Source organism: Pseudomonas sp. stari2, assembly GCF_040760005.1.
Classification (GTDB): Bacteria; Pseudomonadota; Gammaproteobacteria; order Pseudomonadales; family Pseudomonadaceae; genus Aquipseudomonas.
This window is the reverse complement of record NZ_CP099760.1, coordinates 1,903,702-1,929,149: the sequence shown is the minus strand read 5'-3', so window position 1 is coordinate 1,929,149 and position 25,448 is coordinate 1,903,702. Positions and strand designations below refer to the sequence as shown.

Below are 25,448 nucleotides of genomic sequence, written 5' to 3'. Positions count from 1 at the left end.
GTTTATAAAGGCGTTGTTGAAACGCCGGCCGCAGCGTAGTTCTGATTTACCGTCATCTGCCTGGCAATCTGCGAAATCTTGCTTGCGTAGTTCGGGTCGGTCGCATAACCGGCCTTTTGCAATTCGCGTACAAACTGTTCTGGGTTATCGGCCGACTTCAGCACATCTTGATAGCGATTATTGCTCTGCAGCAAAGTCACCAGATCGTGGAAGCTGTCCTTGTACGAGGCGTAGGAACGGAACTCGGCCGTCTCCTTGACCATCTGCCCGTTGCGGAACTCGCTGGTGATCGCCCGGGCCGAATCGCCCTTCCAGTTGCTGCTGGCCTTGATGCCGAACAGGTTGTGGCTGCTGGTGCCGTCCTGGGCGCGCATGACCGATTTGCCATAACCGGTTTCCAGTGCGGCCTGAGCCACCAGATAACGCGGATCGACGCCAATGCGCGCCGCCGCCTCTTTGGCCATCGGCAGCATGGTGTTGACGAATTCGTCGGCGTTGCTGAACGCCTTCTTCGCCGGTGCCAGCGGAATCTGCGCCATGGCCCGACCGTAAATCTGCATCTGCCCGCCGGAGGCCTTGTCCGCCTCGGCGCGGGCCAGCCAGTCGCCGTTGTACAGCGGGCCGGAACCGGTGGCGGCAGCCATTGTGTCGCGCTGCGGCAATTGAGTGGCTGCGGTGTTCGTGGCCGAAGGCACCAGACCTGCCAGAAGGCGGTCAGCCAGCTTCGGCGGCAGCGCCAGGCGACGCTGGTTGATCATTTCCATGTCATTGCGATGGGCCAGCTGAGTGTTCGGCGCATGCACCGAACGCGAAGCCCACAACGGACGCTCGCCATTGAGGCGCGACAGCGGGCCGTTGGTGGCCACGGTGCCGGCGGCAATCGGCGTTTCCACCGCAGCGGCCTTGGCCAGCGCTTCCTGCTGCTTGGCAGCGGACGCGGCGGCGGCCTCGCCCGGCGCCATCGGTTTGTTCTTCGACATCTGCTTCATCAGCACGTCGGCCAGACCGATACCACCACCCTCGCGGGACAGGGAAACAGCCAGTTGCTGGTCGTACATTTCCTGATACTGCTTGGCTGCCGGGGTATTGAGCGGGTTGTCCTGGCCCAGCGCTTCAGTGGCCGAGCGCATCGACTTGAGCATCTCGCCGAGGAACAGCGATTCGAATTCCTGCGCCACCTTGCGCATGTTGCCGTCGCTGTTCTTGTCGCCGACCTTGAGCTGGTTCAGGCGATTGAGGTCGGAGTAGGAACCCGAATCGCTGCTGCTGACCAGACCGCTTTTGCGCATATCCATGGGCGGCGTCCTCAGATCACGATCAGGTCGGCTTGCAACGCGCCGGCCTGCTTCAGTGCTTCGAGAATGGCCATCAGGTCACCCGGTGCCGCGCCGACCTGGTTCACCGCACGGACGATTTCGTCGAGGGTCGTGCCCGGGCCGAACTTGAACATCGGCTTGGCTTCCTGCTGAGCATTCACGCGCGAGCGAGGGACCACAGCGGTCTGACCATTGGACAGCGGGCCAGGCTGGCTGACGATCGGGTCTTCGGTGATGGTCACGGTCAGGCTGCCGTGGGTCACGGCGGCCGGCGACACCTTCACGTTCTGGCCGATGACGATGGTGCCGGTACGGGAGTTGATGATGACTTTCGCCACCGCCTGACCCGGATCGACTTCGAGGTTTTCCAGGATCGACAGATAGTCGACGCGCTGGCTCGGATCGAGCGGCGCGGTGACGCGGATCGAACCGCCGTCGATGGCCTGGGCAACGCCCGGGCCGAGCATGTCATTGATCTTGTCGACGATGCGCTTGGCGGTGGTGAAGTCGGAACGGTTGAGGTTCAGCGTCAGGCTGTTGCCCTGGTTGAAACCGCTCGGCACCGAACGCTCGACCGAGGCACCGCCCGGAATGCGACCGGCCGACGGAACGTTGACGGTGATCTTCGAACCGTCACGACCTTCAGCGTCGAAACCACCCACCACCAGGTTGCCCTGAGCAATGGCGTAGACATTGCCGTCGATACCCTTGAGCGGGGTCAGCAACAGGGTGCCGCCGCGCAGGCTCTTGGAGTTACCGATGGACGAAACAGTGATGTCGACCTGCTGACCCGGCTTGGCGAACGCCGGCAGATCGGCACTGACCGATACCGCCGCGACGTTTTTCAACTGCACGTTGCCCGATCCCGGCGGCACCTTGATGCCGAACTGCGAGAGCATGTTGTTGAAGGTCTGCAGGGTGAACGGGGTTTGCGTCGTCTGGTCGCCGGTGCCGTTAAGCCCGACCACCAGGCCGTAGCCGATCAACTGGTTGGAACGCACGCCGGAAATGCTGGCGATATCTTTCAGCCGCTCGGCGTGGGCACCAAAGGCTGCGGACATCAACGCCGCAGCGAGCATGAGGCTCTTGAAATTCAACGTAGCCACCTAGAAAGGGAACAGCGGGCTGAGGAAGAAACGGTCGAACCAGCCTGGCTGACTCGCATCGGCAAACGAACCGGTGCCCGAGTAGGTGATGCGCGCATCGGCGACCCGGGTCGACGACACGGTGTTGTCGGTGGCGATGTCATCGGCACGTACGAGGCCGGCGATTCGCACCAGCTCGTCGCCGGTGTTGAGGGTCATCCACTTCTCGCCGCGCACGGCGATGATGCCGTTGGGCAGTACGTCAGCGACGGTCACGGTGATCGAACCGGTCAGGGTGTTGCCCTGAGCTGCCTTGCTGTCACCCTTGGTCGCGCGGTCGCCGCTGTAGCCGACGTCGAGGCTCAGATCATTGCCACCCAACGGGTTGTTGGTGGTGCCGCTGCCGCCGAACAGCGAAGTCAGGCCGATGCCGGTCTTACTGTTCTTGGCCACTTGCGAGTTGGCGTTTTTACTGGCCTGGGTCTTCTCGTTCAGGGTGATGGTGATGATGTCACCGACCCGGAACGCCTTGCGGTCGCTGTACAGGTTCTGTTCGAAACCGGCCTGATAGATCGAGCCGTTGTTGGCGGCCGCCGGCAACGGCGTACGCGGCAACACCGGGGCGTAGTAAGGGTCATTGGGCTTGGGCGTCGGAGCGACGCAGCCCGCGAGCGAGACCACCCCACCCAATGCCAGAACAGATACGAAGCGTTTCATGACCCTTACCTCACGGTGTTGCAGGCGGCCTCATGGCCGCCTCATAGACTTGATTACAGATTCTGCGTTACGAACGAGAGCATCTGGTCGGCGGTGGAGATCACCTTGGAATTCATCTCGTAAGCGCGCTGAGTGGTGATCATGTTGACCATCTCTTCCACGGTACTGACGTTGGAGGTTTCCAGGGTGTTCTGCAGGGTGGTGCCGAAACCGTTCAGGCCCGGAGTACCGACTTGCGGCGCGCCGGAAGCGGCGGTTTCCAGGAACAGGTTGTTGCCCACGGCTTGCAGACCGGCCGGGTTGATGAAGTCAGCGGTCTGCAGGTTGCCGATCACTTGAGAAGCAGCGTTGCCGGCAACGGTGATCGACACGGTGCCGTCACGGCCGACGGTAAAGGTCTGAGCGTTGTTCGGGATGACAATTGCCGGCTCCAGAGCGAAACCGCTGGCGTTGACGATCTGGCCATTGGAGTCGAGGTGGAAAGTACCGTCACGGGTGTAGGACGTGGTGCCATCCGGCTGCAGGATCTGGAAGAAACCACGGCCATCGATGGCCATGTCCAGCGGCTGCTCGGTGGTTTGCAGGCTACCGGCGGTGAAGTTTTTCTGGGTGCCGACGATGCGCACACCGGTACCCACTTGCAGACCCGACGGCAGTTCGCTGTCCTGGGTCGACTGGGCGCCTGGCTGACGCTTGATCTGATACAGCAGGTCCTGGAACTCGGCGCGGTCACGTTTGAAACCCGTGGTCGACACGTTGGCCAGGTTGTTGGAAATGGTGGTCAGGTTGGTGTCCTGGGCGGACAGACCTGTTTTGGCAACCCATAGAGCCGGAAGCATTCGATTCTCCTCGTGCGCCTGTTTTACGGCGCGACGTTCTGATAATTAGCTGATCTGCAAGACCCGAGCCATGGCCTGGTCGTCGTCTTTGGCGGTATTCATCATCTTGACGTGCAACTCGAACTGCTTGGCCAGGGCCAGCACCGAGGTCATCTCTTCCACGGCATTGACGTTGCTCGACTCCAGGAAACCCGACACCAGTTTGACGTTGGCGTCGGCCGGCGCAGGCTGGCCGTCCTTGGTGTAGATCGAACCGTCCAGACCCTTGTTCATGTTCTTGATGTCAGGATTGACCAACTTGATCCGGTCGACTTCGGCCATTACGCGCGGACCCTCGCCCATCGCACGGATACTGATGGTGCCGTCTTCGCCGACTTCCACCTGCTGCTCCGGCGGAATGGCAATCGGGCCGCCATTGCCCAGGACCGGCATGCCGTTGCCGGCACGCAACACGCCAAGGGCGTCGATATTCAGGCTGCCGGTGCGCACGTAGCTTTCGCCGCCATTGGGGTTCTGTACGGCAATGAAGCCGTTGCCGCTGACGGCCACGTCGAGGTCACGCCCGGTCTGCACCAGGGAGCCCGGAGTGAAATCGGTGGCAGGCCGTTCGCTCATGGCAAACGCACGCGCCGGAAAGCTGTCACCGAACACCGGCATCGAACGCGCCTGCTCCAGGTCGCGCTGAAAACCATTGGTGGAGATGTTCGCCAGGTTGTTGGCATGAGCCTTTTGCGCCAGAGCGTTCTGGCTGGCGCCGGTCATTGCCACATAAAGGTACTTGTCCACACTCTTTCCTCTGCATGCCGGACGTTTGCCGCCCACCGCTGTACTGCTGAGCCACAAGCAATTTGCAGACCAACTTTTTTCTGGCGGTCGAGGACCCGATAAACAAAGGACTTGAGGGGTTTTGCGGGAAAGAAGGAAATGTATCGAAGACGAAAAACCGGCGGTGTCATGCCGCTTGGCGGCAATGGTGCTGCGCGATCGCCCCGTGCGTTGCGCAGGAGCGATCGCGCAGGGATCAAGAATCGGTCTTGCCTACCTCATATTCACGCAGTTTGTTGGCAATCGTGGTGTGCGAGACGCCTAGCCGCTTACCCAGTTGCCGACTGCTAGGATGCTCGGAATACAAACGCTCCAGCACTGCTTTCTCGAAGCGCCCGACAATCTCGTCCAGCCCGCCTTCGAGGGAGAAATCGCCAAGCGGCTGACGCACGCCATAGTCTGGCAGACGAATATGTTCGGCTTTGACCGTCCCGCCATCACACAGCGAAACCGCCTGGAACAGCACATTCTCCAGTTGCCTCACGTTGCCCGGCCAATGGTAATGACTGAGCCGATCCATCGCCGCCGGTGCCAGTTTCGGCAACGGACAACCGATCTGCCGACTGGCCTGATCAAGGAAGTGCTCCACCAGCGGCGTCAAACCGTCGAGACATTCGCGCAGCGGCGGAATGTGCAATGAGAGCACGTTGAGGCGGTGGTACAAATCCTGGCGAAACTCGCCGCGAGCACACAACTCTGACAGGTCGACCTGGGTGGCGCAGATCACCCGCACATCCAGATAAACCTCTTCATCACTACCCACTCGACGGAAACATCCGTCCTGCAGGAAGCGCAGCAATTTCACCTGCAAGCGCGGGCTCATTTCGCCGACACCATCAAGGAACAACGTCCCGCCCGCCGTCAGCTCCAGCAGCCCGAGCTTGCCTTCCGCCCGCGCGCCTTCAAAGGCACCGGGACCGTAGCCGAACAGTTCGGTCTCGGCCATCGACTCCGGCAGCCCCGCACAGTTGAGCGCCATCAACGGCGACTGGCCACGCGGGCTCGCCAGGTGACAGGCCCGCGCCAGCAACTCTTTACCGGTGCCGGTTTCGCCTTCAATTAGAAGAGGCGCATCGAGCGGCGCCATGCGCCGGGCTTCGCGCACCACCGCCGCCATCACTTTCGAGCTCTGGAAGATGCTGTCGAAACCACGCAACTCCTGCTTGCGCACGTTATAGATGCGCTCGCCAACCCGGTCCGCCCGGTGCAGCGTCAATACCGCACCGGCCATGGCCTCGCTGTCGTCGTGCTCCGATTGCAGCGGGGCGATGTCGGCCAGAAAGATATCGCCCTTGACCTTGACCCGCATGCCGTTGATTCGCGACTTGTTGGCACGCACCAGTTCCGGCAGGTCGAAGTCTTCGGCGTAACGCGACAGCGGAATCCCCGGCACCTCGTCCACCCGCACCCCGAGCAACTGCGCCGCAGCACGGTTGGCGGCAACGATCGAGCCACCCATATCGATCGACAATACCGGAAACTCCAGTGCACCGAGCAACGCATTCAGCTCCATGTGCCGACGCTCGCTGGGCATCAGCCCTACTCGCTTGACGCCGAACACCCCGGCGATGGCTTCGAATTTGGGCCGCAACGCCTGGAACTGCAGATTGATCAGGTTCGGACAATGCAGATAGATCGCGTTGCCGTGCTCACCGCCGACCTCGCCGCGGGCGACGTTGATCCCGTACTCCACCAGCAGATTGAGAATGTCGCGCAGGATGCCGATGCGGTTCTGGCAGTGGACTTTGATACGCATATAAAGGCCCGAAACAGGTAGAGGGGCGGATTTTTCTCTGCCGCCCGCAAGATAGTCGTCAAGATTATGTGACAGACACAGGTCGTTTCAAACCCGCGAATCACTGCAATCCCGACTTATCGCACAAAGCGTAACGATAATTTTACGTTTTAAAGAGATTTTTCCTACTCGACAGGTCTTCAACCTACTGCAACACGGCACGCTCTGGGGTATTTCTCAGTCCATAGCAGGACATAACAAGAACGAATTTCCCTCGCAGGAGAGCAGTATGAAGCAGACGCAATACGTGGCCCGCGAGCCCGATGCGCAAGGTTTTATCGACTACCCCGCCGAAGAACACGCGGTGTGGAACACGCTGATCACCCGCCAGTTGAAAGTGATCGAGGGTCGGGCGTGCCAGGAATACCTGGACGGTATCGAAAAACTCGGCCTGCCCCACGACCGCATCCCGCAACTGGGCGAGATCAACAAGGTGCTCGGCGAGACCACCGGTTGGCAGGTTGCCCGCGTCCCGGCGCTGATTCCCTTCCAGACCTTTTTCGAATTGCTCGCCAGCAAGCAGTTTCCGGTGGCCACCTTCATTCGCACCCGCGAAGAACTGGACTACCTGCAAGAGCCGGACATTTTCCACGAGATCTTTGGTCACTGCCCGCTGCTGACCAACCCTTGGTTCGCCGAATTCACCCACACCTACGGCAAGCTCGGCCTGCAAGCGACCAAGGAAGAACGCGTGTATCTGGCGCGCCTGTACTGGATGACCATCGAATTCGGCCTGGTCGACACCCCGCAGGGCAAACGCATCTACGGTGGCGGCATCCTGTCATCGCCGAAGGAAACTGTTTACTCGCTGTCGGACGAGCCCGAGCATCAGGCCTTCGATCCGCTGGAAGCGATGCGCACGCCGTATCGCATCGACATCCTGCAACCGCTGTACTTTGTCCTGCCGAACCTCAAGCGCCTGTTCGACCTCGCCCACGAAGACATCATGGGCATGGTCAAGCAAGGCATGCAGCTGGGTCTGCACGCACCGAAATTTCCGCCGAAACCAAAAGCTGCGTGAACCGTGGCTTTTACTTACAAGTGAGTCTGTCAGTCGTCGCGGCTTTGGTTTAGCGTGACGACATTGCCAGCCAATATAAAAAAACACCTCTAGATTTCAGGAAGTACACCATGTCCACCTTGAACCAAGCCCATTGCGAAGCGTGCCGTGCCGATGCTCCACAGGTCAGCGATGAAGAATTGCCGATCCTGATCAAGCAGATCCCTGACTGGAACATCGAAGTGCGTGACAGCATCATGCAGTTGGAAAAAGTCTTCCTGTTCAAGAATTTCAAGCACGCCCTGGCCTTCACCAACGCCGTCGGCGAGATCTCCGAGGCCGAAGGTCACCACCCGGGCCTGCTGACCGAGTGGGGCAAAGTCACCGTGACCTGGTGGAGCCACTCGATCAAGGGCCTGCACCGCAACGACTTCATCATGGCCGCGCGCACTGACGAAGTGGCCAAGACTGCAGAAGGACGCAAGTAATGCACTTCGACGCCATCGGCCGGGTGCCCGGCGACCCGATCCTCGGCCTGATGGAGGCCTACGCGCAGGATTCCAACCCGCGCAAGTTCGACCTTGGCGTGGGCGTCTACAAGGACGCCCAAGGCCTGACGCCGATTCCCGAGGCGGTGAAAATCGCCGAGGCGCGTCTGGTCGAGAGCCAGGACACCAAGACCTACATCGGTGGCCACGGCAATCCGCTGTTCGGCAAGGTCATCAACGAGCTTGTGCTCGGCGCCGATTCGGCACTGATCGCCCAGCAACGTGCCGGTGCCACCCAGACCCCGGGCGGCACCGGTGCCCTGCGTCTGGCGGCGGACTTCATCGCACAATGCCTGCCGGGCAAGGGCGTCTGGTTGAGCAACCCGACCTGGCCGATCCACGAAACGATTTTCGCGGCCGCCGGGGTCAAGATCAGTCATTACCCGTACGTGGGCAGCGACAACCGCCTCGACGTCGATGCGATGCTCGCCGTGCTCAATGAAGTGCCGAAGGGCGATGTGGTGCTGCTGCATGCGTGCTGCCACAACCCGACCGGTTTCGACCTGAGTCACGACGACTGGCGTCGGGTGCTGGACGTGGTGCGCAGCCGCAATCTGCTGCCGCTGATCGACTTTGCCTACCAGGGCTTCGGCGACGGTCTGGAGCAGGATGCATGGTCAACCCGGCTGTTCGCTGCCGAGTTGCCCGAGCTGCTGATCACCAGTTCCTGCTCGAAGAACTTCGGCCTGTACCGCGACCGCACCGGTGCTCTGATCGTCTGCGCGAAAACCGCCGACAAGCTTATCGACATCCGCAGCCAGCTGGCCCACATCGCCCGCAACCTGTGGTCGACACCACCGGATCACGGCGCAGCCGTCGTCGCCACGATCCTCGCCGACCCGGAGCTGAAACGCCGCTGGGCCGACGAAGTGGAAGCCATGCGCCTGCGTATCGCCCAGTTGCGCAGCGGTTTGGTCGAAGCACTGGAACCGCACGGTCTGCGCGAGCGTTTTGCGCACATTGGCGTGCAACGCGGCATGTTTTCCTACACCGGCCTGTCGCCGGAACAAGTGAAAAACCTGCGCGAACATCACAGCGTATACATGGTCAGCTCGGGCCGGGCCAACGTCGCCGGGATCGATGCGACGCGTCTGGACCTGCTGGCCGAGGCGATCGCCAACGTCTGCAAATAAACCAATGTCAGGGGGCGACGGGCACACCGCCGCTCCCGCGTTTGCCCTGCGTCACCCTGTCGCACTTGTCTAGACAATCCCGCCCGTCGCAACAAGCGGAATTAAAAATCTGTTTGTCATTTTTACTGCTGTATCCTTCGCAGGCTTTCTGAAAGCGCGGATCTACCAGATCTATCAACAGACTTAGCGAGGAGCGCAACCATGCACGAGATTCCGAATCTCCCCTTCCCAAGCCTGCACGTACCTGAGCAGACGACCACGCAACAAGCCGGTGCCCAACAGCCCGAGCCGAAAGAAGCCGCCGAAAGCCGTCCGGCCGACAGCGAAGAGTAAGCAACACCCGCCGTACAGACCGTGTGGAAAGCGCTAACATGCGCTTTCCACACTGCCTGAAACCTGAGCCTGCCATGACCGACGAAACCTTTAACGAACAACAGGCTGAAATCCTTATCGGCGCCACCGAGAAGATGATCGAGATCTGGAGCCGTCTCTCGCCCGAGAAACAGGCCGCACTGCTCGCCCGTTTCGGCAGCGAAGAAAACGCCCTCGCCGCACTGGTCACCACGCAACTGGTCGCCCCGGCCAAATAGTTTTACTTTTCCCCGCCGCAGAATCGTCCACGCCGGTATCATGAGCAGCCTATCTATTCTGCTCTCCCCGTGGATCGTTACCCATGTCGTCCTCTATGCCAGAACCCCAGCGCCCCCTGGCGGTCACGCTGCAAGTCGTTTCCATCGTCCTGTTCACCTTCATCGGCTACCTGAATATCGGCATTCCGCTGGCGGTGCTGCCCGGCTACGTACATAGCGACCTGGGCTTCGGCGCGGTCATCGCCGGTCTGGTGATCAGCGTGCAATACCTCGCCACCCTGCTCAGTCGTCCGTATGCCGGCAAGATCATCGACAACCAGGGCAGCAAACGTGCGGTGATGATTGGTCTGGCCGGGTGTGGACTGAGTGGCGTGTTCATGCTGTTTTCGGCCTGGACGCCCAATCTGCCGATGCTCAGTCTGATCAGCCTGTTCATCGGCCGCCTGGTACTGGGCAGTGCGGAAAGTCTCGTCGGCTCCGGATCGATCGGCTGGGGCATCGGCCGCGTCGGCGCGGCCAACACGGCCAAAGTCATCTCATGGAACGGGATCGCCAGTTATGGTGCGCTGGCCATCGGGGCGCCGTTGGGTGTGTGGCTGGTCAGCCATTTCGGTCTGTGGAGCATGGGCGTGAGCATTCTGTTGCTCGCATCGCTGGGCTTGCTGCTGGCCTGGCCGAAAACCGCCGCGCCGATTGTCGCTGGCGAGCGTTTGCCGTTCATGCATGTGCTGGGTCGCGTCTTTCCCCACGGCTGCGGACTGGCGCTGGGCTCGATCGGTTTCGGCACAATCGCCACCTTCATCACTCTGTATTACGCCACACAGCATTGGGAAAACGCGGTGCTGTGCCTGAGTCTGTTCGGTGCAAGCTTCATCGGCGCGCGACTGCTGTTCGGTAACCTGATCAACCGCCTCGGCGGCTTTCGCGTGGCGATTGCCTGCCTGTCGGTGGAAACACTGGGCCTGCTGTTGCTATGGCTGGCGCCGGACGCGCACTGGGCGCTGGCGGGTGCGGCATTGAGCGGTTTCGGCTTCTCGCTGGTGTTCCCGGCGCTGGGCGTGGAAGCGGTGAACCTGGTGCCGGCTTCCAGTCGCGGTGCGGCGGTCGGCGCCTATTCGCTGTTCATCGATCTGTCGCTGGGGATCACCGGGCCATTGGCCGGGGCGATTGCGGCGGGCTTCGGTTTTGCCTCGATCTTCCTGTTCGCCGCAATCGCCGCATTGAGTGGCCTGGCGTTGAGCGTCTATCTGTATCGCCACACGTCGAAGTACCGCGAAGACTAGAAATCCACCTTGCCGCGCCCGGCCTTGATGCTGCCGCGCTTGGTCTTCGACTCCAGCCGACGCTTCTTCGACCCCAGCGTCGGCTTGGTTGGACGGCGTTTCTTCTCGACCTTGGTGGCGCTGAGGATCAACTCGGTCAGACGCTCCAGTGCATCGGCGCGATTCTGTTCCTGCGTGCGGTATTGCTGAGCCTTGATGATCAGCACGCCATCGCTGGTGATGCGAGTGTCGCGAAGCGCCAGCAGCCGCTCCTTGTAGAACTCGGGCAAGGACGAGGCAGGAATATCGAAGCGCAAGTGCACGGCGCTGGAGACCTTGTTGACGTTCTGCCCGCCAGCCCCTTGGGCGCGGATGGCAGTCAGTTCGATCTCGGCATCCGGCAGATGCACGTTATTGGAAATCTTCAGCATTGCATTCTCATCGTAAAGCCTGTTTCGCCGCACCTGTAGCAGCTACGGTCAGCATGACCCTGAGTGTGCTTTCAGCGTCGCGTCTTTTCACTATACACGGCGACTATCTGGCGAAACGGGAAAACTGCCCCGTCAACATGGGGGCATTAATCAGTGCCAACGAGCGCCGTACTACGTAGAATATCGCCACGGCAATGAACACCCGAGACAAGAATCTCCTCGATTATTGTTCGAATATTGCATTTACCCTTTCAATGCAGGAAGCATAACCATGAGCAATAAAGCAGTCATCGTATTTAGCGGCGGGCAGGACTCAACAACCTGTTTGATCCATGCCTTGACCCACTACGATGAAATCCACTGCATCACGTTTGACTATGGCCAGCGCCATCGTGCAGAAATTGAAGTTGCACAGCAACTGGCAAAAGAACTTGGTGTAACCGTACACAAGACCATGGACGTGTCGCTGCTTAATGAACTGGCCATCAGCAGCCTGACGCGCGACAACATTCCAGTCCCGACCATTAATAGTTCAGGAGAAAGCCTGCCGAGTACATTTGTGCCGGGCAGGAACATTCTGTTTTTGACCCTGGCTTCCATATATGCGTACCAGGTTCAGGCCAGGACCGTCATTACCGGTGTTTGTGAAACAGACTTCTCCGGCTACCCGGATTGCCGAGATGACTTTGTCAAGGCACTGAACAAAGCCCTTGAACTGGGTATGGATTATAAATTGACCCTGGACACTCCGCTGATGTGGCTGAACAAAGCGGAAACCTGGGCCCTGGCCGATTACCATAACCGGCTGGAGTTTATTCGCGACCAGACACTGACCTGCTACAACGGCATTAAAGGTAACGGTTGCTCTAATTGCGATGCCTGTAATCTTCGCGCCAAAGGCCTCAATGAGTTCCTCAACAACAAAGATCAAGTTACGCTCAGTCTGAAAGCAAAACTGAATTTGAACTGAGTATTTAACTGCACAACAACAAGCGCTCACCTGGAATTATGGTAACGACCTACCCGGTGAGCGCCATCCTGCATTATTGCGCCTGACTGCCGGTCAAGTACTTCTTGAACAATGCCCTTGCCCCGTAGGCAGGCAAGACATTGAAGAAAGCGAAACCAACCTTTATCGCAATCTGAACATAGATCATGTTCAGTATCGCGCTGGTTTCCATCGCGCCATAAAACGCAATGAAGCAGAAAAGAAAGCTGTCGATGATTACCGCAAACAACGTACTTAAAAACACGCGCAAAAACAGGAATCTGGAGTTAGTGAGTTCTTTGATTTTGCACAACAAATACGAGTTAATATTCTCGGAAACCAGAAACGAAACAGAAGACGCCACCAGGACAGAAGACAACTGACTGATGACATCATTGTAAGGCCCGTCGAGCTTCCAGCCCGGCAGCCCGGGGAGATGAGTCGTGATGGCCAGCAAGATAATGATGGCCGCGTTGCTGATAAAAGCGAAAAGTATCGCTTTTCGCGCAAGCCTGAGACCGAATGTCTCATTCAACAAGTCGACGATCAGAAAGGTCAACGGATAAAGAAAAGTACCCGGCGTAACGATAATATCAAAGTATTCCAGATAGATCGGCTTGGTCGCGGCGATACTGGTAAAGATGTACAGCGTAAACAACATAAGGTTCAGAATGATATAGATCATCCAGGAACTCTCATGACGATCATTAAGATCATAGGCGGTGAGCGCCCCTCCCTGGGAATAAAATTTCTTGTACAGGTTTTTGACTTCTATTTTATTCAGATTATCCATAATCTCACTATTCAACACTTCACTCAGTTTTATTTTAATAATCTTTCCGGTCGCAATGACCATGATGACGGCCAGGCTTTTTCCATTTTCAAATCCCAATAGCTTGTACTTGCTGTTTTCCATTTCAACACTACAACCCATTAAATCGTTCCTCGATTATATCCCCTACAACACAAATGCGATCCGTAGCCACGTCGGACTTTTGGGTTATAAGCAGCCTGTTTGTGATTTTGTCATACACCAGCTTTTCCCTGTCGCCGGTCGACGAACCTTTCTGCACGATCAATAGATCGCCTGGCTCATGCAAACCATTGATCTCGTTCTCCAGCAGAACACCTATCAAGTTGAAGGAAGTGCCGAAATAATAAGTCAATGGGTAAATCGTGGCCAACTCGCCTATCCTCTTATCCAGACTCTGGATAACCAGGCTCTCTTTTATAATAGGTACTGCCGCCGGGTTCATATTCCCTTGCGGAGAAATACTGCTTTCTATGATCTCCTTCTCTTCAAAATCAATCGTTTCTATTTCTTCATAAGAAACACCAAAAAAATCAGAAATCTTGCGAACCGTGGACTGCTGTACGTTGACCACCTTCCCTTCGAGAATATTGTAAATGGTCGTTCGAGTCAGGCCACTGGAGTTACACAAGGACAGCTGCGTCTCCCCACGACTTTTTATCAAGTACTTGATGTTATTTTTCAGATTCTCCGATCTTTCTCTTCTGTGCATGAAGTGCTTACCATCCATTTATAACCGTAATTGACATCACACCCCGAGCGCTCGCTATTGGATCACTCAAGTCAAGTGGGTCATTACAGTTGCATCCGTATCAAAGCCGCGCGCGATCATAGCATCCTCCCTCCTTGAGCGACTAAACGAACACCGAATAGTCCAGGCCAGCAAAGTCTGTACTGACTTGTTAGTTCTCCTTGTCATCACGCACAGCACCGGAAAGCCACGCCTGCCGAGCCGCAGTTTTACACCCTTCCGGGGGACAAAAAGAATCATTTTATTTGAACAATGTTCATTTTTCTGATTAATCTTGTGGCATTCCCAAGCAAAAAACCTATGATGCATCCGGCGATACTCTCCTCACGGTTACGAGCAGAGGTCATGAAAACCGGCTGTTTATACAGGCTTTAGTTTTGCGCGCATCGCCGCCAGAACACGGATCGGCCTGTATGGCGTTTGGCAGAACATGGACGCAGGTGAGCACACGCAAGACCAGGGAAGGCGCGCGATTGTTGGTTGCGCGCAACAAACAGGGAAGGAATACAGACAATGCCAGTCAATACCGAACAGCTTCCGAATCAGGCCGATTTACTGCGACGTGGCCTGGCGGATCTCCGGGCGGAAGACGCCGAACTCGCACAGATCCTCGACGCTGAAGTCACGCGTCAACACCGGACGCTCTCGCTGGTCTCCTCCTCTTGCGCAGTCAAGCCTCGCACGTTGGTGGCATCGGCGTCGGCGCTGGTCAATGTGACGGCCGAGGGCATGCCCGGCAGGCGCTATAACGCCGGGTGCGAGAACGTCACCCGGGTCGAGTCGCTGGCCATCCGAAGAGCTCGGGAGCTGTTCGACGCCCAGTACGCCAACGTGCAATCACACTCGGCGTCGAACGCCAACTACCAGGTGCTCACCGGCCTGCTTGAGCCGGGAGATACGCTGCTGGGAATGGCCGTCGAACACGGAGGCCATCTCACCCACGGCAACACCGCCGCATTCTCGGGCGACCACTACAAGGCGATCCAGTACGGCACGACCGCCGAAGGTCTGATCGATTACGACCAGGTACGCCGACTGGCCCTCGACCACCGCCCGCGCATCATCATGTGCTGTGCCAATGCCTATTCGCAGGTAGTGGACTTCGAATGGTTCCGTGAGATTGCCGATGAAGCCGGGGCCATCCTGCTCGCTGATATTTCGCACATCGCCGGACTGGTTGCCACCGGGCGACATCCGAGCCCGATCAACGTTGCACACGTCACCACGACCTGCACACACAAGCAACTCATGGGCCCCCGCGGCGGCCTGATCCTTTCCGGCCGGGACGCGAACACCAAAGTACCCGGCCTGAGGACGACCTTCAGTCGTGCCCTTGATCAAGCCGTGTTTCCCGGAATGCAGGGCGCGCCGGCCGTCAACATGATCGCGGCAAAGGCGGCGGCACTTGGCTATGCAAGGTCGGCAGAGTTCGACGCCTACATGGCGCGGATCCGGAGCACGGCCGATGAGTTCGCCAGTGCGTTTCAGGCCCATGACTACGAGGTTGTGGGCGGGCGCAGTGAAAACCACGCGGTTCTGCTTCAGTTGCGCAACGGCATCACCGGCGCCATTGCAGAGGCGGCGCTGGAGCACTGCGGGATCATCGTGAACAAACACCGCGTCCCCGGCGAAACCCGATCATCCCTCGTGACCAGTGGGCTGCGCATCGGCACCGGATCCATCGCGCAACGCCACATCGACGCCCGGGGATGTCGACAGATTGTCGATCTGATGTGCCGGATCCTGGACAATGTGACGCCGCTCGGCGAGCAGGATTACACGCTGGCCCCCACACTGAGGGAGCAATTCCGCCTACAGACCGAAGCGCTGTGCGCGCTGTATCCCATCACTGACTACGCATAGCAGCTGGAGTGGCTCGAAACTCGGAGAAGCCTCCAGAATCTGCTAACACAAAAAACCCGGCACTTGGCCGGGTTTGTTGTTTCTGCAGCGTCGCTTATTTGGAAGCGCTTGCTGCAGACAGTGCTTGCTGCGCACCACGCTTGTTCTTGATCACGTAGCAGACCCACATGAACACGACCCACACCGGAATCGCATACACCGAGATCTGGATGCCCGGGATCAGCAACATCACACCCAGAATGAACGCGACGAACGCCAGGCAGATGTAGTTGCCGTACGGGTACCACAGCGCCTTGAACAGCGGCTTCTGGTTAGTTTTGTTCATGTGCTGACGGAACTTGAAGTGCGAGAAGCTGATCATCGCCCAGTTGATCACCAGCGTTGCAACCACCAGCGACATCAGCAGTTCCAGCGCGTGTTGCGGAATCAGGTAGTTGAGCAGCACAGCCACCAGCGTTACCGCTGCCGAAGCCAGAATCGAACGCACCGGCACGCCGCGTTTGTCGATCTTCGCCAGACCTTTCGGCGCATCGCCCTGCTCGGCCATGCCCAGCAACATACGGCTGTTGCAGTAGGTGCCGCTGTTGTACACCGACAGTGCCGCCGTCAGGACCACGAAGTTGAGGATGTGCGCGGCGGTGTTGCTGCCGAGCATCGAGAACACCTGCACGAACGGGCTGCCGCTGTAGGAATCGCCCGACGCGTTGAGGGTTTCCAGCAGGCTGTCCCATGGGGTCAGCGACAGCAGGATCACCAGTGCACCGATGTAGAAAATCAGGATCCGGTAGATCACCTGGTTGATCGCTTTCGGGATCACGGTTTTCGGCTTGTCGGCTTCGGCAGCGGTGAAACCGAGCATTTCCAGACCGCCGAAGGAGAACATGATGATCGCCATGGCCATGACCAGACCGCTGACGCCGTTCGGGAAGAAGCCGCCGTGGGACCACAGGTTGCTGACCGACGCCTGCGGGCCGCCATGGCCGCTGACCAGCAGATAGCTGCCCAGAGCAATCATGCCGACAATCGCCACGACCTTGATGATCGCGAACCAGAACTCGGCCTCACCGAAGACTTTCACGTTGGCCAGGTTGATCGCGTTGATCAGCAGGAAGAACGCCGCCGCGGTGACCCAGCTCGGAATGTCCGGCGCCCAGTAGTGGATGTACTTGCCGACCGCGGTCAGCTCCGACATGCCCACCAGGATGTACAGGATCCAGCAGTTCCAGCCCGAAAGGAAACCGGCGAAGCCGCCCCAGTACTTGTGCGCAAAGTGGCTGAAGGAACCGGCCACCGGCTCCTCGACGATCATCTCGCCGAGCTGGCGCATGATCATGAAAGCGATGAAGCCGCAGATGGCATAGCCGAGGATCATCGACGGGCCGGCGGATTTCAGCACCCCGGCCGAGCCGAGGAACAATCCGGTACCAATCGCGCCACCGAGGGCGATCAGTTGAATATGGCGATTTTTCAGGCCGCGTTTCAGCTCGCCTGATTGCGAGTTTTGTCCACTCATGAAAAAGGTCTCACGCAAGGTTTGATGATGTTCAGTAGACGTTGCTGCAAGGTTGCGATTTCAACCAACCTTGATCAAACCCCAGCGCAGGCACCAGGAATTCAGCTTTATTACAACGGTCATGCGTCACCTGTTTGTTTTTATCTGTGACGAAATCGAACCCGACACGCTCGTGACGCGACGGAGTGAACAAGACGGATAGTCTTGAGGTATGCGCGATTACGCAGAGGGTCACAGTTAAAACGCGGCGCATTGTACACCGCTAACCCCCTGCTGCCAGACCCCGCTGGATCAGCGTGTCGGTTGCCGGGATTGCGTGTGTCCGCCCCGAGAGGCCCGGGCGGCTGCAAAAATTGAGTCAGGCCTTTGCAGGCCATCGGCGTGGACGATGGAAAATCCGTCCCACGTAGAGAAGTGAAAATGGATATCGGCGTTCATTGCGCCTCCTTCTTGTTATGCACCTGCACGACAGGCATGGGGCGCATCTCACCTCTCAAACGAACCTGAAACAAGCATGCCAGAGCGCTGCGCCAGGCCCGGCGGACGGGGCTTCGGCAGATTTTCCTTACAGCCAGGAAGAAGCACAGGATCCACGGGGCTTCATGGGCTTTTTCGTAAATATTCGCTGACAGCGCGTAACGTAAAGTTTCCACTCCTGACCATTCGAAGCCGGGACCGATGCTTGACGTTAGCTGGCTAACTATCTGAAAGGCGTCATTTTTTTGTTTTAAAACAAGAAAAAAACACCCAAAAAAAAGAAATAAAAAATCCAAAAAAAAACGCCAACCTTGAGGTTGGCGTTTCTGTTTTCAGCTTGAAGCGTGCCGCTCGAAGCTTATATCTGCGTTATTCCGGCTTCTTGCGACCGAAACCCGGACGCTGGCCGGAACCGGTCGGAGCGCCACGACGCTTGCCCGACGGCTTGTCATCGTCAGCCAGTTTGATGCCTGGACGCTTCGGTGCCGGTTTGGCCGGACGCTTGGTCTCGGCAGGACGATCCGCCACTGGCGTACCGCGACCGGTCGGTGCACGACCCTCACCGCGCTCGGTACGGCCACGCGGAGCGCGCTCGCCCTCCGGACGCGCTGCCGGCTTGCGACCCGGACGCTCGCCTTCGATCTGCGGCTCACGCACGGTACGCGGGCCGGTAGCCGCCGGTGCGCCATTGGCCGGACGCAAGGTACGCACGCGCTCGGTGCGAGGCATCGGGCGCGACGACTTGCGCTGCATGCGGTCGAGCTTGTCTTTGCTCTTGGCGTTCAATTGCGGCATGGCCACCGGGGTCAGACCGACTTCGGCGCTCAGCACGTCGACTTCGTACTGGCTCATTTCGCGCCAGCGGCCCATCGGCAGGTCGGAGTTGAGGAACACCGGACCGAAACGCACGCGCTTCAGGCGGCTGACCACCAGACCCTGGGATTCCCACAGACGACGCACTTCACGGTTACGACCTTCCATCACCACGCAGTGATACCAGTGGTTGAAGCCTTCGCCGCCCGGTGCCTGTTGAATGTCGGTGAAACGCGCAGGGCCGTCTTCCAACACAACGCCGGCCTTCAGGCGCTCGATCATCTCGTCATCGACTTCGCCGCGAACACGTACCGCGTACTCACGGTCCATTTCATAGGACGGGTGCATCAGACGGTTGGCCAGCTCACCGTCGGTGGTAAACATCAGCAAACCGGTGGTGTTGATGTCGAGACGACCGATGTTGATCCAGCGCCCTTCTTTAGGACGCGGCAGCTTGTCGAACACGGTCGGACGGCCTTCCGGATCGTCACGGGTGCAGATCTCGCCATCGGGTTTGTTGTACATGATCACGCGGCGGACCGACTCGGCGGCCTCTTCGCGCTTGATGACCTTGCCATCAATGGTGATGGCGTCGTGCATGTCGACGCGCAGGCCGAGGGTGGCCTCTGTGCCGTTGACCTTGATCCGGCCCTGGCTGATCCACGCTTCTACGTCACGGCGCGAGCCGACGCCGATACGGGCGAGGACTTTCTGCAGTTTTTCGCCTGCTGGGCCGATTTCCTGGTCGTCTTTCTGGTTGTCACTCATCTGTGCACCTCCCGGTGTGATCTGATCAGCGGCTCTGGATTGGGCCTGCCGAAGCATTGAAATCTGGGTTTTCGGGCGAAGGGATCGCCGAAGGGTCGCGAATCATACGCGGATGTGTTCGTTCGCGCATCAGAGACTAGTCGATCGAGGCCAGGTTATTTCTTTTTCCGCCGACCGGTGGCGCCGAGCTTGATCAGGCGCAGCGAAGCTTCGGCGAGCACCGTGCGCTTGTCGTCCTTGTCGAGTTTCTTCCAGGCCCTGATCTCGCGCTTGCTGCGACCGCAGCCAAGGCAGACGTCGTCGCTGAACTTGCATAGGCTGATGCACGGGTCTTTGGTCGAGCTCATGCTCAATCTTCGAACTCGCGGCGTTCGGCTTCGATGGCTTCGGCCAGGGCGCGGGCTTCGGCTTCTTCTTCGCTCAGTTCTTCCTCAGGTTCTGGTGCGGGTCGTTCGAGGCGGGCGACAGCGGCCAGCAGTTTTTCCCGGGCTTCAGCCACGCCGAGCACATCGTCTTCCTGCTCAGGCTCGGGCTCAAACTCAGGCTCAAATTCCGATTCAGGCTCAAAATCGACCTCCGGCTCTGCTTCGGCCTCTGCCTCGACCGACGGTTCGAGCGAATCGGACTCAAACCCCGACGACATCGGCTCGCCATCCGCGACATCACGCAGCAAGTCGTCGAAGTCGGTCTTGATCCCCTCCTCCATGCTGTCCAGTTCCAGCAGCAAGCTGTGGAAACTGGTTTCCTCTTTCGGCTCTTCCGGCTCGGCGCTGGCATCGGCCTGCTCCTGCAAGCCTGCAGGTACGGGAGCGTCGTCGAAGTCGAGCACCGGATCCGGCTCGATCTCACGCAACTCCGCCAGCGGCGGCAATTCGTCGAGGCTCTTGAGGTTGAAATGATCGAGGAATAGTTTGGTGGTCGCGAACATCGCCGGTTTGCCCGGCACGTCGCGATAACCGACGACGCGGATCCACTCGCGCTCCATCAGCGTCTTGACGATGTTGGTGTTGACCGCCACGCCTCGCACGTCTTCGATCTCGCCTCGGGTGATCGGCTGGCGATAGGCGATCAGCGCCATGGTTTCCAGCAAGGCTCGGGAATAACGCTGCGGGCGCTCTTCCCACAGTCGGCCGACCCATGGCGCGAACTTCTCGCGAATCTGCAGGCGATAGCCGGAGGCAACCTCCACGAGCTCAAACGCTCGCCCCTCGCAGGACTTGCCGAGCAGGGTCAGGGCTTTCTTGAAGACCGGCGGTTCCGGCCGTTCGCCTTCCTCGAACAACTCGTACAGGCGTTCAAGGGTCTGCGGCTTTCCCGAGGCCAACAGAAAGGATTCAAGCAGGGGCGCCAGCTCGCGGGGTTCACTCAGGTTCATATCGGGACTCGTTATTCGGCTCGGGCTCGCACGTGGATCGCGGCGAACGGCTCATTCTGCACCAGCTCGATCAGGGATTCCTTGACCAGTTCAAGGATCGCCATGAAGGTCACCACCACGCCGAGCCGGCCTTCCTCGGCAGTGAACAGCTCGACGAACGGCACAAACCCGGCGCCCTTGAGCCGTTCCAGCACATCGCTCATGCGTTCTCGGGTGGACAGTGCCTCGCGGCTGACCTGATGGCTTTCAAACATGTCGCCACGGCGCAGCACTTCGGCCATGGACATCAATATCTCTTCCAGCGCCACGTCCGGCAACAGTTTGCGTGCCCGGGCTTCCGGGGCGTCGAGCTTGGGCACGATCACGTCGCGGCCGACCCGGCTCAGTCCGTCGATGCCTTCGGCAGCGGCCTTGAAGCGTTCGTATTCCTGCAGTCGGCGGATCAGTTCGGCCCGCGGGTCTTCCTCTTCCTCTTCGACGGTTTCGGCCCGGGGCAACAGCATCCGCGACTTGATCTCGGCCAGCATCGCCGCCATCACCAGGTATTCGGCGGCCAGCTCCAGGCGCACCGACTGCATCAGCTCGACATAGCCCATGTACTGACGGGTGATTTCCGCCACCGGGATGTCGAGGATATTGATGTTCTGTTTGCGGATCAGGTACAGCAGCAGGTCGAGCGGGCCTTCGAAGGCTTCGAGGAAGACTTCAAGGGCGTCCGGCGGGATGTACAGGTCCAGCGGCATTTCCGTGACCGCCTGGCCATAGACCATGGCAAACGGCAGTTCCTGCTGGGCACCGGCCTGGGGATCAACGGTTTCCACTGCGGACATTCAGGCCTCGACCATGAATGGAGCCGGATCGCCGCAACCGACGCGGATCACTTCCGGATCATCGCCCGTGAGGTCGATCACGGTGGAGGCCTTGATGCCGCCGGAACCGCCATCGATGATCAGGTCCACCTGATGCTCGAGCAACTGGCGCATTTCGTACGGATCGCTCAGCGGGTCTTCTTCGCCCGGCATGATCAGGGTCACGCTCATCAGCGGCTCGCCCAGTTCGGCCAGCAGCGCCAACGCGATGGGATGGCTCGGCACCCGCAGACCGATGGTGCGTTTCTTGGGATGCAGCAACAGACGCGGCACTTCGCGAGTGGCGTTGAGAATGAAGGTGTACGGTCCCGGCAGGTGGGCTTTCAGGATTCGAAAGGTCCCGGTGTCGATCTTGGCGTAATTGCCCAGTTGCGACAGGTCGCTGCAGATCAGCGCGAAGTTGTGCTTTTCGTCGAGCTGACGCAGGCGTCGAACGCGCTCGATGGCGTTCTTGTCGCCGATCTGGCAACCGATTGCGTAGGAAGAGTCCGTTGGATAGACCACCACCCCGCCCTTGCGGATGATCTCGACCGCCTGTTTGATCAGGCGCGCTTGCGGGTTTTCCGGATGGATCTGGAAAAATTGACTCACATTCTCTACCTGTTCAGACGGCGGTAATAACTGTGTCATGTTTGAACCGACACCACAGGGGTGGAAGGTCCTCAGGGAGTGGCCGGTACTGGCCGATCTCCGACCAGCCTCCAGGGCCATGAAAATCACTGCCGGCGCTGACCAGCAGACCGAACTCACGGGCAAGGATCGCCAGGCTGCCCACCTGTTCCGCAGGCTGATGGCCGTTGACCACCTCGATCGCCTGTCCGCCTGCTTGAATATAGTCGGCAATAAGCTTTCGGCGCTTGCTGCGGGTGAAATCGTAGTGCCAGGGATGCGCCAGGCTGACCCAGGCCCCGGCGGCGCGCAGCGTGCCGACGGTATCTTCGAGGGACGGCCAGTGTTGTTTGACGTCCCCCAGCTTGCCGGCGCCGAGCCATTTGCGGAACGCTTCGGCGCGATCCTTGACGAAACCTTCACGCACCATCCAGTCGGCGAAATGCGGACGGGCCGGCGCGTTGCCGCTGTCGCCCAGTTCCTGCTGGATCTGCCGCGCGCCGTCGAGCGCATTCGGCATGCCCTTGAGGGCGAGCTTGCGGCTTATTTCTTCAGACCGTAGCCAGCGGCCATCGTGCAGCTTCGCAATCGCCTCGACCAACGGTGCGGCGTTGACGTCGAAACCATAGCCCAGCACATGAATGGTGGCACCGCCCCAGGTGCAGGACAGCTCGACGCCGTTGACCAGTTGCATTCCCAGCTCCGTGGCCGCAATGCGCGCCTCGGCGAGGCCTTCGAGGGTATCGTGATCGGTCAGGGCCAGGACTCGCACGCCGTTTTCGAACGCACGCGCAACCAGTGCCGCAGGCGCCAGGGCGCCATCGGAGGCCGTGCTGTGGCAGTGCAAATCAACATTCACGGGGATGTGTAACCTCAAATCAGCTGGCGCTATCGCGCGCCCATATGTTTGTTATTATGCCGCCACATCCAGCTTCTGGCTCTCACTGTGAAACAATTCATCGATTTCATCCCGCTTCTGCTGTTCTTCATCGTCTACAAACTCGATCCCCGCACCGTCGACGTTGCCGGCCATGAGTTGACCGTAGGCGGCATTTACAGCGCCACCGCCGTGCTGATCATCAGCTCCCTGGTGGTCTATGGCGCGCTCTTCATCAAGCAGCGCAAGCTGGAAAAGAGCCAGTGGCTGACCCTGATCGCCTGCCTTGTGTTCGGCAGCCTGACCCTGGCCTTCCACAGCGAAACCTTCCTGAAGTGGAAAGCCCCGGTGGTCAACTGGCTGTTCGCCCTGGCCTTCATCGGCAGCCACTTCATCGGTGACCGCCTGCTGATCAAGCGCATCATGGGCCACGCGCTGACCCTGCCGGACGCCGTCTGGACCCGACTGAACATTGCCTGGATCGGCTTCTTCCTGTTCTGCGGCGCTGCCAACCTGTTCGTCGCGTTCACCTTCCAGGACTACTGGGTGGACTTCAAGGTGTTCGGCAGCCTGGGCTTGACCGTACTGTTCCTGGTCGCCCAGGGCATTTACCTGTCCCGTCACCTGCACGACGCCGATACCACAACACCAAAAACCGAGGACTGACATGCTCTACGCAATCATTGCCACCGACGTCGCCAACTCCCTGGACGCGCGCCTCGCCGCCCGCCCGGCCCACCTTGAACGCCTGCAAGTGCTCAAGGGCGAAGGCCGCATCGTCCTGGCCGGCCCGCACCCGGCGGTCGACAGCAATGATCCGGGCGCAGCGGGTTTCACCGGCAGCCTCATCGTTGCCGAATTCGAATCCCTGAGCGCTGCACAGGCCTGGGCCGACGCCGATCCGTACATCGCCGCCGGTGTCTACGCCAACGTTGTCGTGAAGCCGTTCAAGCAAGTCCTGCCGTAATCCTTCCCCACGCGATGAACCTTGTCGGTTCATCGCGTTCTCAATCGCTCATTATTCTCGTTTGCCGGCCGACAACCTGCCCAATATCCATTTGGTAACAGGAGTCGCGATGCGCAAGGGTCCGTTGTGTCTGATGTTGGTCACGTTGTCGATCGTGGCGCCCGCCCATGGTGAAGAAAGCACCGAAAGCGGCAATTCCACGCCGCTTTCGTTGAGCGCCGGCAGCCAGATCACCGAGTTGCAGCAGCGCCTGAAGGCCAGCGAGCAGCAGCGGGAAGTACTGAGCAAACAACTGCAGGATGCCGACAACACCCGCGAAAGCGCCCAGCTTGCCCGGTTGCGCCAGGAGAACCAGCGCTTGAAGCTGCAACTCAAGGAAGCCCAGGCCAGCCCGCTGCCGCGCCTGCTGACCGAACAGCAGCAATGGTTCGTCACCGGCGCCGGGGTAGCGCTATTGGCCCTGCTCTGCGGTATCTTTGCCAGTGGTGCAAGTCGAAAACGTCGACAATGGCTAAATTGAGTGAGTCATGAGCGAGCTGTTACTGATTGATGATGACCAGGAGCTGTGTGAGCTTCTGAGCAGTTGGCTGAGCCAGGAAGGCTTTCAGGTCCGTGCCTGCCACGATGGCCAGAGCGCCCGCAAGGCTTTGGCCGAATCCGCCCCCGCCGCGGTGGTGCTGGACGTGATGCTGCCCGATGGCAGCGGCCTGGAACTGCTCAAGCAATTGCGCAGTGAACACGCCGATCTGCCGGTGGTGATGCTTTCGGCCCGTGGCGAACCGCTGGACCGGATCCTCGGTCTGGAACTGGGTGCCGACGATTACCTGGCCAAACCCTGCGATCCGCGAGAGCTTACCGCCCGCCTGCGTGCCGTGCTGCGCCGCAGTCATCCGGCCGCCGTGTCGACTCAGCTCGAGCTGGGCGATCTGAGCTTCAGCCCGGTGCGTGGCGTGGTCAGCATCGACGAAAAGGAATTCACCCTCACCGTTTCCGAGAGCCGCCTGCTCGAAGCGCTGCTCAAGCAGCCGGGCGAGCCGCTGGATAAACAGGAACTGGCGCAGATCGCCCTCGGCCGCAAGCTGACCCTGTACGACCGCAGCCTGGACATGCACGTCAGCAACCTGCGCAAGAAGATCGGCCCCCACGCCGACGGCCGCCCGCGCATCGTGGCCCTGCGCAGCCGTGGCTACTATTACAGCCTCTGAAACCCCGCACGCGGACGCTTT

General features: G+C 59.4%; 28 protein-coding genes. 12 read left to right on the top strand and 16 right to left on the bottom strand.

Features of this window, described 5'->3' with window-relative positions:
* Positions 1–2: 2 nt before the first annotated feature.
* The 6 genes from flgJ to NH234_RS08855 form a co-directional block, all read right to left on the bottom strand.
* Positions 3–1,295 (bottom strand): flagellar assembly peptidoglycan hydrolase FlgJ, encoded by a 1,293-nt coding sequence (gene flgJ, locus NH234_RS08880; RefSeq protein WP_085733776.1) that lies wholly within the window; start codon positions 1,293–1,295, stop codon positions 3–5.
* Between the two features lie 11 nt (positions 1,296–1,306).
* Positions 1,307–2,395, bottom strand: a complete 1,089-nt coding sequence (locus NH234_RS08875; protein ID WP_080593281.1) for a flagellar basal body P-ring protein FlgI — start codon at positions 2,393–2,395, stop codon at positions 1,307–1,309.
* Between the two features lie 27 nt (positions 2,396–2,422).
* Positions 2,423–3,118: a flagellar basal body L-ring protein FlgH gene (gene flgH, locus NH234_RS08870; RefSeq protein ID WP_007965503.1), complete on the bottom strand. Its 696-nt coding sequence runs from the start codon at positions 3,116–3,118 to the stop codon at positions 2,423–2,425.
* 53 nt (positions 3,119–3,171) lie between these two features.
* Entirely contained in the window at positions 3,172–3,957 is a 786-nt protein-coding gene (gene flgG / locus NH234_RS08865) for a flagellar basal-body rod protein FlgG (RefSeq protein WP_007958342.1), read from the bottom strand.
* A 45-nt stretch (positions 3,958–4,002) separates the two neighbouring features.
* Entirely contained in the window at positions 4,003–4,743 is a 741-nt protein-coding gene (locus tag NH234_RS08860) for a flagellar basal body rod protein FlgF (protein ID WP_085710427.1), read from the bottom strand.
* A 235-nt stretch (positions 4,744–4,978) separates the two neighbouring features.
* On the bottom strand, positions 4,979–6,538 hold the full coding sequence (locus tag NH234_RS08855; protein WP_085733778.1) for a sigma-54-dependent transcriptional regulator: 1,560 nt from the start codon (positions 6,536–6,538) through the stop codon (positions 4,979–4,981).
* A 223-nt stretch (positions 6,539–6,761) separates the two neighbouring features.
* On the opposite strand from NH234_RS08855, the gene phhA reads away from it, so the two are divergent.
* The 6 genes from phhA (at position 6,762) to NH234_RS08825 (ending at position 11,131) form a co-directional block, all read left to right on the top strand.
* Positions 6,762–7,598, top strand: coding sequence for a phenylalanine 4-monooxygenase (gene phhA, locus NH234_RS08850; RefSeq protein ID WP_225739972.1), 837 nt, complete (start codon positions 6,762–6,764; stop codon positions 7,596–7,598).
* Between the two features lie 110 nt (positions 7,599–7,708).
* Positions 7,709–8,065: a 4a-hydroxytetrahydrobiopterin dehydratase gene (locus NH234_RS08845; protein ID WP_003222798.1), complete on the top strand. Its 357-nt coding sequence runs from the start codon at positions 7,709–7,711 to the stop codon at positions 8,063–8,065.
* Entirely contained in the window at positions 8,065–9,258 is a 1,194-nt protein-coding gene (locus NH234_RS08840) for an amino acid aminotransferase (protein ID WP_367256324.1), read from the top strand. The genes NH234_RS08845 and NH234_RS08840 overlap by 1 nt, the downstream gene beginning before the upstream one ends.
* 201 nt (positions 9,259–9,459) lie before the next feature.
* On the top strand, positions 9,460–9,591 hold the full coding sequence (locus tag NH234_RS08835) for a hypothetical protein (RefSeq protein WP_256574703.1): 132 nt from the start codon (positions 9,460–9,462) through the stop codon (positions 9,589–9,591).
* 74 nt (positions 9,592–9,665) lie between these two features.
* On the top strand, positions 9,666–9,848 hold the full coding sequence (locus NH234_RS08830) for a hypothetical protein (RefSeq protein ID WP_085699525.1): 183 nt from the start codon (positions 9,666–9,668) through the stop codon (positions 9,846–9,848).
* Positions 9,849–9,943: 95 nt separating this feature from the next.
* Positions 9,944–11,131, top strand: coding sequence for an MFS transporter (locus NH234_RS08825; RefSeq protein ID WP_367257141.1), 1,188 nt, complete (start codon positions 9,944–9,946; stop codon positions 11,129–11,131).
* Here NH234_RS08825 and arfB read toward each other — a convergent pair.
* Positions 11,128–11,541, bottom strand: a complete 414-nt coding sequence (gene arfB, locus NH234_RS08820) for an alternative ribosome rescue aminoacyl-tRNA hydrolase ArfB (protein ID WP_085733781.1) — start codon at positions 11,539–11,541, stop codon at positions 11,128–11,130. The genes NH234_RS08825 and arfB overlap by 4 nt on opposite strands.
* Positions 11,542–11,812: 271 nt before the next feature.
* On the opposite strand from arfB, the gene queC reads away from it, so the two are divergent.
* Positions 11,813–12,511 (top strand): 7-cyano-7-deazaguanine synthase QueC, encoded by a 699-nt coding sequence (gene queC, locus NH234_RS08815; protein WP_085733782.1) that lies wholly within the window; start codon positions 11,813–11,815, stop codon positions 12,509–12,511.
* A 73-nt stretch (positions 12,512–12,584) separates the two neighbouring features.
* On the opposite strand, the gene NH234_RS08810 is transcribed toward queC, so the two are convergent.
* Together NH234_RS08810 and NH234_RS08805 are read right to left on the bottom strand one after the other, a co-directional pair.
* The gene (locus tag NH234_RS08810) at positions 12,585–13,463 is read right to left on the bottom strand and encodes a queuosine precursor transporter (RefSeq protein ID WP_367256323.1); all 879 of its coding nucleotides are present in this window, start codon (positions 13,461–13,463) and stop codon (positions 12,585–12,587) included.
* Positions 13,453–14,052 carry a helix-turn-helix transcriptional regulator gene (locus NH234_RS08805; protein ID WP_367257139.1) on the bottom strand — a complete coding sequence of 200 codons (600 nt, stop codon included), beginning with the start codon at positions 14,050–14,052 and terminating at the stop codon, positions 13,453–13,455. Before NH234_RS08805 ends, NH234_RS08810 begins: the two co-directional genes overlap by 11 nt.
* A 552-nt stretch (positions 14,053–14,604) precedes the next feature.
* On the opposite strand from NH234_RS08805, the gene glyA reads away from it, so the two are divergent.
* A complete protein-coding gene (gene glyA, locus NH234_RS08800; protein ID WP_367256322.1) occupies positions 14,605–15,954 on the top strand; it encodes a serine hydroxymethyltransferase in 1,350 nt (449 codons plus the stop codon).
* A 94-nt stretch (positions 15,955–16,048) separates the two neighbouring features.
* Here glyA and NH234_RS08795 read toward each other — a convergent pair whose 3' ends face one another.
* From NH234_RS08795 to NH234_RS08765, 7 genes are all read right to left on the bottom strand, one after another.
* Entirely contained in the window at positions 16,049–17,467 is a 1,419-nt protein-coding gene (locus NH234_RS08795) for an amino acid permease (protein ID WP_085733786.1), read from the bottom strand.
* 846 nt (positions 17,468–18,313) lie between these two features.
* Positions 18,314–19,525: a 23S rRNA pseudouridine(2605) synthase RluB gene (rluB, locus tag NH234_RS08790; RefSeq protein ID WP_367256321.1), complete on the bottom strand. Its 1,212-nt coding sequence runs from the start codon at positions 19,523–19,525 to the stop codon at positions 18,314–18,316.
* Between the two features lie 155 nt (positions 19,526–19,680).
* The gene (locus tag NH234_RS08785) at positions 19,681–19,872 is read right to left on the bottom strand and encodes a DUF1289 domain-containing protein (protein WP_085733788.1); all 192 of its coding nucleotides are present in this window, start codon (positions 19,870–19,872) and stop codon (positions 19,681–19,683) included.
* 2 nt (positions 19,873–19,874) lie between these two features.
* On the bottom strand, positions 19,875–20,900 hold the full coding sequence (gene scpB / locus NH234_RS08780; protein ID WP_367256320.1) for an SMC-Scp complex subunit ScpB: 1,026 nt from the start codon (positions 20,898–20,900) through the stop codon (positions 19,875–19,877).
* Positions 20,901–20,911: 11 nt separating this feature from the next.
* Positions 20,912–21,670, bottom strand: coding sequence for a ScpA family protein (locus tag NH234_RS08775; protein WP_170929667.1), 759 nt, complete (start codon positions 21,668–21,670; stop codon positions 20,912–20,914).
* A 60-nt stretch (positions 21,671–21,730) separates the two neighbouring features.
* Positions 21,731–22,360 carry an L-threonylcarbamoyladenylate synthase gene (locus NH234_RS08770; protein ID WP_139831754.1) on the bottom strand — a complete coding sequence of 210 codons (630 nt, stop codon included), beginning with the start codon at positions 22,358–22,360 and terminating at the stop codon, positions 21,731–21,733.
* 13 nt (positions 22,361–22,373) lie between these two features.
* Entirely contained in the window at positions 22,374–23,237 is an 864-nt protein-coding gene (locus tag NH234_RS08765; RefSeq protein WP_367256319.1) for a PHP domain-containing protein, read from the bottom strand.
* An 87-nt stretch (positions 23,238–23,324) separates the two neighbouring features.
* Between NH234_RS08765 and NH234_RS08760 the strand changes: the two genes are divergently transcribed.
* From NH234_RS08760 to NH234_RS08745, 4 genes are all read left to right on the top strand, one after another.
* Positions 23,325–23,921, top strand: coding sequence for a septation protein A (locus NH234_RS08760; RefSeq protein WP_085710410.1), 597 nt, complete (start codon positions 23,325–23,327; stop codon positions 23,919–23,921).
* Between the two features lies 1 nt (position 23,922).
* Complete coding sequence (locus NH234_RS08755) at positions 23,923–24,222, top strand: YciI family protein (RefSeq protein ID WP_085733792.1); 300 nt, start codon at positions 23,923–23,925, stop codon at positions 24,220–24,222.
* Positions 24,223–24,331: 109 nt separating this feature from the next.
* Positions 24,332–24,742, top strand: a complete 411-nt coding sequence (locus NH234_RS08750) for a translation initiation factor 2 (protein ID WP_085733793.1) — start codon at positions 24,332–24,334, stop codon at positions 24,740–24,742.
* Between the two features lie 7 nt (positions 24,743–24,749).
* A complete protein-coding gene (locus NH234_RS08745; RefSeq protein WP_085710405.1) occupies positions 24,750–25,427 on the top strand; it encodes a response regulator transcription factor in 678 nt (225 codons plus the stop codon).
* Positions 25,428–25,448: the final 21 nt, after the last annotated feature.

Bases quoted from the DNA above. Each gene is read 5' to 3' on its own strand.
- NH234_RS08805 (WP_367257139.1), bottom strand. From the start codon at position 14,052: ATGCACAGAAGAGAAAGATCGGAGAATCTGAAAAATAACATCAAGTAC.
- NH234_RS08775 (WP_170929667.1), bottom strand. From the start codon at position 21,670: ATGGTCTATGGCCAGGCGGTCACGGAAATGCCGCTGGACCTGTACATC.
- NH234_RS08875 (WP_080593281.1), bottom strand. From the start codon at position 2,395: ATGCTCGCTGCGGCGTTGATGTCCGCAGCCTTTGGTGCCCACGCCGAG.
- NH234_RS08825 (WP_367257141.1), top strand. From the start codon at position 9,944: ATGCCAGAACCCCAGCGCCCCCTGGCGGTCACGCTGCAAGTCGTTTCC.
- queC (WP_085733782.1), top strand. From the start codon at position 11,813: ATGAGCAATAAAGCAGTCATCGTATTTAGCGGCGGGCAGGACTCAACA.
- rluB (WP_367256321.1), bottom strand. From the start codon at position 19,525: ATGAGTGACAACCAGAAAGACGACCAGGAAATCGGCCCAGCAGGCGAA.
- NH234_RS08745 (WP_085710405.1), top strand. From the start codon at position 24,750: ATGAGCGAGCTGTTACTGATTGATGATGACCAGGAGCTGTGTGAGCTT.
- NH234_RS08755 (WP_085733792.1), top strand. From the start codon at position 23,923: ATGCTCTACGCAATCATTGCCACCGACGTCGCCAACTCCCTGGACGCG.
- flgG (WP_007958342.1), bottom strand. From the start codon at position 3,957: ATGCTTCCGGCTCTATGGGTTGCCAAAACAGGTCTGTCCGCCCAGGAC.
- NH234_RS08795 (WP_085733786.1), bottom strand. From the start codon at position 17,467: ATGAGTGGACAAAACTCGCAATCAGGCGAGCTGAAACGCGGCCTGAAA.
- NH234_RS08835 (WP_256574703.1), top strand. From the start codon at position 9,460: ATGCACGAGATTCCGAATCTCCCCTTCCCAAGCCTGCACGTACCTGAG.
- flgJ (WP_085733776.1), bottom strand. From the start codon at position 1,295: ATGGATATGCGCAAAAGCGGTCTGGTCAGCAGCAGCGATTCGGGTTCC.
- NH234_RS08750 (WP_085733793.1), top strand. From the start codon at position 24,332: ATGCGCAAGGGTCCGTTGTGTCTGATGTTGGTCACGTTGTCGATCGTG.
- NH234_RS08830 (WP_085699525.1), top strand. From the start codon at position 9,666: ATGACCGACGAAACCTTTAACGAACAACAGGCTGAAATCCTTATCGGC.
- NH234_RS08845 (WP_003222798.1), top strand. From the start codon at position 7,709: ATGTCCACCTTGAACCAAGCCCATTGCGAAGCGTGCCGTGCCGATGCT.
- arfB (WP_085733781.1), bottom strand. From the start codon at position 11,541: ATGCTGAAGATTTCCAATAACGTGCATCTGCCGGATGCCGAGATCGAA.
- scpB (WP_367256320.1), bottom strand. From the start codon at position 20,900: ATGAACCTGAGTGAACCCCGCGAGCTGGCGCCCCTGCTTGAATCCTTT.
- NH234_RS08810 (WP_367256323.1), bottom strand. From the start codon at position 13,463: ATGGGTTGTAGTGTTGAAATGGAAAACAGCAAGTACAAGCTATTGGGA.
- NH234_RS08785 (WP_085733788.1), bottom strand. From the start codon at position 19,872: ATGAGCTCGACCAAAGACCCGTGCATCAGCCTATGCAAGTTCAGCGAC.
- flgH (WP_007965503.1), bottom strand. From the start codon at position 3,118: ATGAAACGCTTCGTATCTGTTCTGGCATTGGGTGGGGTGGTCTCGCTC.
- glyA (WP_367256322.1), top strand. From the start codon at position 14,605: ATGCCAGTCAATACCGAACAGCTTCCGAATCAGGCCGATTTACTGCGA.
- NH234_RS08840 (WP_367256324.1), top strand. From the start codon at position 8,065: ATGCACTTCGACGCCATCGGCCGGGTGCCCGGCGACCCGATCCTCGGC.
- NH234_RS08855 (WP_085733778.1), bottom strand. From the start codon at position 6,538: ATGCGTATCAAAGTCCACTGCCAGAACCGCATCGGCATCCTGCGCGAC.